Source organism: Vibrio mimicus CAIM 602 (assembly GCF_000338875.1).
Taxonomy (GTDB): Bacteria; Pseudomonadota; Gammaproteobacteria; order Enterobacterales; family Vibrionaceae; genus Vibrio; species Vibrio mimicus.
Genome location: NZ_AOMO01000020.1, coordinates 49,636 through 55,635 on the forward strand (window position 1 = coordinate 49,636; position 6,000 = coordinate 55,635).

The window sequence follows — 6,000 nt, forward strand, 5'->3', positions numbered from 1 at the left end:
TGCTAACCCTATGAATTACTTGAAGTGAGGTATTTGTTCCCTGTCTACTTCGCCAGCTTTTGATAACTTGCCTCCTTAATATATCCTTATACTGTATAAAAAAACAGTTTATTGGTTGACAATCCTGTAAAGTTAACTAAGCTGTAATTATATACAGTGAAGGAGGGCGAAATATGTTTTGGGACACACTAGAACGCGTTAATCGTCTGCGCCAGCAAGCGATGAGCAACCCTGAATTTCTTCAATCTGCCAAACAGCACGAAGAAACCTTGCAGCATGTAGAGCAATACTTTGAACCGAAAAAGCATCGGAAGAGTACTCAGAAACGCCAAAAAACGTTAGCCGACATCTATGATCAAGCGGATTTTGGTGGACGACCTGATGATGTCACCCATTAATTTCAGAAGAAAACTACCGAATAATCATATAGGTATATTTACTACTCCCATTTAACTTCATCGCAGAGTGTTGTTCTACCGTGACAACACTCGCGAATAGCCAATTAGCATCTAAACTGAGTATATAACTATATACAAACAGATTCAGAGGTTGGCATGTTCTTGGCTGGGCAATACCATCGATGGGTGGTCTTCCTATTAGCAATCGCAATAGTTTTTGGCTTGTGGAGAGGGTGGGAGTCTTTCGCTGCATCGAATGCTCCGACTCTACCGACTTCTTTAGTCAAAATAGCGGTATCACAAACGCCTCTTTCTTCCCCTTTTTATATTGCCGAGCAATTGGGCTTTTTTAAACAGCAGGGCATCAATGTGGAATTGATAGCGTGCAGTGGTGGTGTTCAATGTAGTCAGGCATTGATGAATGGTGATGTGAGTTACGCTACTGCCTCGGAAACTGTAGTGATGTTCACCAGCTTTGAGCGACAAGATTTTCAAATACTGACGAGTTTTGTGCAGTCTGATAATGACGTAAAGCTGCTCGCTTTAGAAAGTGATGGCGTTCGTTCAGTGAGCGATCTGCAAAATAAACGGGTGGGAATGATCAAAGCCAGCTCCAGCGAATTCTATTTCGATTCGTTGCTACTCGCGAATAACTTAAAAGGTTTAATGCCGATTGATAAGGTCTATGGCTCGGCGGATCAACTCTATCAACAGTTATTTGATAAACAGCTTGATGCCGTTTCTATATGGGAACCATGGGGTTACAAAATCGATGTTACTGCTGATTCCAAAGTGACCAATCTCAGTTTACCGGGAATTTATACCCTATCGTTTAACTTATTAGTGATGAAAAATACGCTTACAACAGAAAAGCAAAATGCGCTCGCCCTGCTAAAAGCACTCAAGCAGGCGATTGACTGGATGCACCAAAACCCAGACCGCACACGGCAGCGAGTGGCAGGGGTGCTTGGCATTGATGAAAAACAGTTGAAATGGTCATGGCAGGATTATTCATTTCGTCTCTCGTTGGGCAATACATTACTCACCAATCTACAAATGCAAGGACGCTGGGCTTTGGATAGCCGGCTTGTGCTTGGGCAGCTTCCCGATTATCGACAATTCATGGCTGATGAACTCTTCATCGAGGCGTTACAACGTGAGGGGAGTAAACCATGATTAACTCATTGACGCGCAAGATGACGGTGCTCTTTATTGCTTCACTGACGTTGGTGTGTTTTATTGCGTTTTCACTGTTCAATCTGGCGCAAAAACAGCAGCAAACGAATGCTCAGTTAAACACGATTTTAGAAATTCAGAATAGTGTCGCCATGCTTCGCGGCCAGCTCTGGATTTTCTTACAGTACAAGGATGCCAACAGCCTGGATTTGGTTTACCGATCTCAACAAGTGCTTGCACGACAACTGACCGTGGAAATGGTGGCTGAGCAAAAGTTAAGTAGTATTCAAAGAATGAATAACAGTTTGGCAGGGCTGCTAGAGCAAGAGCGCCGCATGGCACAAGAATCCGGCATCACTATTTTGGTGGATGGGTTAGGCACCTATGAATTGTTCCACTCTCGCTACAATATTTTGGTGCAGAACATGAATGAAGAATTAACCTTTATTCAGCGTCAGGTGATGGAAAGCAGCATTACAAGCCAACGCTCCCTTTTGCTCACAACTATGCTTCATTTACTGGTGTTTTCTTCTGTAGTGTGTGGCATCGCCTTAATTGTTTTACGTCGTTTTCGACATGGTTGTCAGATATTGCGCGAGGGGATTGACTCCACGGCAAAAGGTGATTTGACAAGCCGAATATCAAATGAAAACAACGAGCTAGAATTTGTTGAGTTAACACAGTTCTTTAACCAGATGAAGTCTTACTTGCAAAGTACAACGGTGACCAAAGATGAATTGCAAGCTGAAGTAGCAAGAAAAACTGCTAAATTGGAACGTCAAAAAGCAGAGTTACGTTTTCTGTCTGAAAGGGATTCACTCACTGGCCTTTTGAATCGTCGAGCGTTCAAGCAGCAGCTCAGCCAAGCGTTAATCAAGGCCAAACGTTCCAATTTGAAACTTGCCTTACTGTTTTTTGACTTGGATAAATTTAAAGAAATCAATGATTCAAAAGGACATGACGTGGGTGACATTGTGCTCCGAGAAGTGGCACAAAGGCTGAAAGCAACGATTCGCGAATCCGATTTCTGTGGACGCTTGGGTGGCGATGAGTTTGTGGTCTGCCTTGATATTCTGCAAGATCATTCAGGCGTGAGAGATAAGAGCTACCAGATACTTGATAAGCTGCTGAAACCAATACGAGTTAACGATGAAGATTTAATCGTAGGAGTCAGTATAGGCATTGCACTATACCCAGAGCAGGGTACACAAATGCCGGGATTATTGCGTGTTGCTGATGAAGCGATGTACGTTGCAAAACACCAATCTGGCAGCATGATCTACTGTGCTTATCGTGACAAAGATGATAAAGAAACCTTGGTTGGCTAGATCTTCCTGATAATCGCAGTGTGACTGGCTATAGGCTCACACTGCGATTGCTCGTAACTAGTGGTTGGCATTTCTTGCTTCAAAACGTTTTGGTTGGAAACGACGTGGAGGCTTACGGCCTTCTGTGTGTTTCGAACGGTTACGCTCTGATTGACTTGGCTGAGCCTTCACTTTTTTGACCACAAAATAAGGGTCTTCAAAGTTATCCGCATGCCCAAACTCTTGCTTTACCAATCGGTTCCACAGAGAACGATCAAAACTTTGTTCCGGGATAGCAGGATAGAGTGTTTCAATCTCTTCTCGAGCATAATTGAGGAAGGCTTCTTTCTGGATCTGATTAAAGCGCTGAGCAATGGTATTGTGTTTCTTAATCCACGCTAATTTAAAACGGCGCAGTTCGTCGGTGGCCTGTTCCAAAGGCATGCGAGATAAATAGATGCGTTTATAAGACACTTTTCTATCGATCATTGTGCGCATTGCTGTTTGGATATAGTCACCATGATGAGTAATCGAAATATCATCAGGATCAAAGAGATTGACGCACCAACCTTTAGGTTGGAAGTCTGCATTCTTATATTGACGATTACGAGCCACTAATGCCTGGTGAAGCACCAAGTCAGATTTGCCTCGAAAGGTTTGCTGCCACTTGGCAATACGGACTTGAATTGAACCTGGCAAACGAAAAATGTGTGTAAATTTATCTTGTTCCATCAGTATATTTGCAACCAGAGCTTGTGTTACCTACAGATGGGCTTTCTTACGACGTTAGTGCGGATGAAAGCCGATATTAAGCAAAAGAGCAAACTGTCACAGCAGTTACTAACCAAAGGCGTTGACGTAATGTGTCTATTTAGACTGTAGTTTTTATCTGGGAGGCGAATTCTACACCCTTTATAGACATTAATGCGAGCCTAAGTTGTTAGCTAATTAATATTTTAGTAGTTATTTTTCATGAAGAGCGCCAAAATGATTGTTTTGTTGAATATCTTTCTGTGCATTTAGGATGGCCAAGTGTGATGGATCTTTCGTTCTTGGAGATAGCTAACGTAATCAATAATATTGCGTGTAGTTCGATAGCCGCTTTGTTTCTGTACATGTTAAGAAGTAAACTGGCCGACCATAAATTGGATACGGCAACGTGGTTTGTACTGCTGTTTCTAGCTTGTGGTTTGGGTTATACCACCTCTTCGCTACGTTTTATCTTACCGATGGGATTTGCCATCTTCACGAATAATTTGCTCTATCAATTAGGCTGTTATTGCATGTTATTTGCGGTATTGCGTTGGTATCAAAAGCCGCTTAGCGCGGGCTTGTATCTCCTTGCTCTAGGTCATTCATTATTATTTGCTCTGCTTGAGTACACCTTGTTTAAGATGAACCCTGATGGTATGGGAATACGTATTATGGTCGCGTCTGTGAGCATGTCGTCTGTATATTTGGTTACGGCTTTGGTTGCGGCTAAAAATGGGCAACGCGGACGACCAGAGCAAGCCTTATTGGCGGCTGTTTTGGCGATCATGATGGTGATGCTCTACATACCAGTAGTGACTTACCAGACATTACCATTAATGGCTGTGTTTCGGGCATCGACCATTGTGGTACAAAATCTCTTTTTCTTTATCACTCTCGGTACCATGCTGATGCTGTTTTTGTTTGAAGAAATTGAATGGCATCGCTTACGTTCAATACGTGATGAGTTAACGGGAGCTTTCAACCGCCGTTATTTTAAAGAACAAGTTCAACGCCAGCTTAACCAGTCAGATACACCTTATGTGGTTGCTTTGATCGATATTGATCATTTCAAACAGATTAATGATTCTTATGGTCATGATATGGGGGATGCGGTGATCTCTTTTGTGGTCCGGAAATTAGAGTCATTGAACTTAACGGATTGTTTAGTGGCACGGTACGGTGGGGAAGAGTTTGCGGTGTTTGCTCGTGAAGCTGACGCCGAACGAGTTAAAGCGGTGTTTTGTAGCGTTTGTGACGCTATTTCACAAGGTTTTTGCATTGAAAATCAGTCACTCAAAGTTTCTGTGAGTATTGGTGCAGTGTTGTTCGATACTCCATTCGATTATGGTGAGGCGCTACGCAAAGCGGATAGCGCAATGTATCAAGCTAAAGAACAAGGCCGAAACCGTGTCATGGTGCAGACGATACACTCTGCTTAATCCCATAAACCATCGGAGCCTTACGGCTCCGATGAAGGTGTTTGTGCTAAGGAGACTCAGTGAGTCAACAAGATTAAACCGCTTGGTAAACTTTCACCGAATGTACGTTGAGTTTCTGCTTCATCCAGTTCTATCACTTCGCTAACCAAATTGATCCATGAATCTGCAACGCGACTCTGCTTGAGTTTATCTAATACTTGCGTGCGCCATTCTTCGGATATATCGCGACTGCGATCGCCCGTTTTGCGGCACATCATCACGGTGGCGAAAGCGCACATGGGTTCTTTTTGCCAATCTTGCTCTAAGATCTTAGGTAGCCATTGTTGGATCTGCTCTTTCGGGAGTGTAGCGTGCAGGCTGCCATAGAAGGGAATGCGCGCTGCTAAACGCCCTAAAGCCCACCAGTGCGCTTGTTGGTATTGATTGTGATTCAGTGCCTTATTCAAAAACCAAGTGGCGAGTAGTGTTTTATCTTCAACCTGTAGCTGCTCTAACGAAGCCGCCAACCGCACCATGCTTCATAGCCTTTCTCTTGGGCTTCTTTGGTCGAAGCAGGAGTACGCATAGCACTCGGATGCAGGTATTTAGCAATATCCGCAAGCAAGGTTTCTTGCTGTTCCTGATTTAAACCACCGGCAACTCGACGCCAGAATACCCACCAATCCGTCCAACCTTGAGTGTTGGCGAACTGAATGCCTTGTTGGTACAACGCCCAAATTTGTTCAATCCGCCAACTGTCGGTGGCATCACCAAAACCGGGACGTAGGCTGAAACCGGCCAGTCGCAGCCAGTTCTTCTCATGCAGCTCTGAACGGCGGCGGCGCTTGCGGCCAAGCGCTAGACTGTCAAACAGGCTACGCAGAGTCGCGAAGTCCCATTCTTCCCGTTTGCCTAAGCGTCTTTCTAACTCTTTGGTGAGTGTTTTGA

Annotated in this window: 5 protein-coding genes and 1 pseudogene; 4 read left to right on the top strand and 2 right to left on the bottom strand. The window is 44.0% G+C overall.

What is annotated here, in order from left to right; genetic code table 11:
* Positions 1-173: 173 nt before the first annotated feature.
* The 3 genes from D908_RS15665 to D908_RS15655 all read left to right on the top strand — a co-directional run bounded on the left by D908_RS15665 (position 174) and on the right by D908_RS15655 (position 2,902).
* Complete coding sequence (locus D908_RS15665; RefSeq protein ID WP_000498505.1) at positions 174-398, top strand: hypothetical protein; 225 nt, start codon at positions 174-176, stop codon at positions 396-398.
* A gap of 156 nt (positions 399-554) precedes the next feature.
* Positions 555-1,574: an ABC transporter substrate-binding protein gene (locus D908_RS15660; RefSeq protein WP_005522823.1), complete on the top strand. Its 1,020-nt coding sequence runs from the start codon at positions 555-557 to the stop codon at positions 1,572-1,574.
* The gene (locus D908_RS15655) at positions 1,571-2,902 is read left to right on the top strand and encodes a GGDEF domain-containing protein (RefSeq protein ID WP_000610835.1); all 1,332 of its coding nucleotides are present in this window, start codon (positions 1,571-1,573) and stop codon (positions 2,900-2,902) included. The genes D908_RS15660 and D908_RS15655 overlap by 4 nt, the downstream gene beginning before the upstream one ends.
* A 57-nt stretch (positions 2,903-2,959) precedes the next feature.
* On the opposite strand, the gene D908_RS15650 is transcribed toward D908_RS15655, so the two are convergent.
* The gene (locus D908_RS15650; protein WP_000434279.1) at positions 2,960-3,613 is read right to left on the bottom strand and encodes an MSHA operon transcriptional regulator; all 654 of its coding nucleotides are present in this window, start codon (positions 3,611-3,613) and stop codon (positions 2,960-2,962) included.
* A gap of 383 nt (positions 3,614-3,996) precedes the next feature.
* Between D908_RS15650 and D908_RS15645 the strand changes: the two genes are divergently transcribed.
* A complete protein-coding gene (locus tag D908_RS15645; protein ID WP_032467518.1) occupies positions 3,997-5,073 on the top strand; it encodes a GGDEF domain-containing protein in 1,077 nt (358 codons plus the stop codon).
* Between the two features lie 56 nt (positions 5,074-5,129).
* On the opposite strand, the pseudogene D908_RS20360 reads toward D908_RS15645, so the two are convergent.
* A pseudogene (locus tag D908_RS20360) lies at positions 5,130-6,000 on the bottom strand (Hsp70 family protein); the annotation flags it as partial.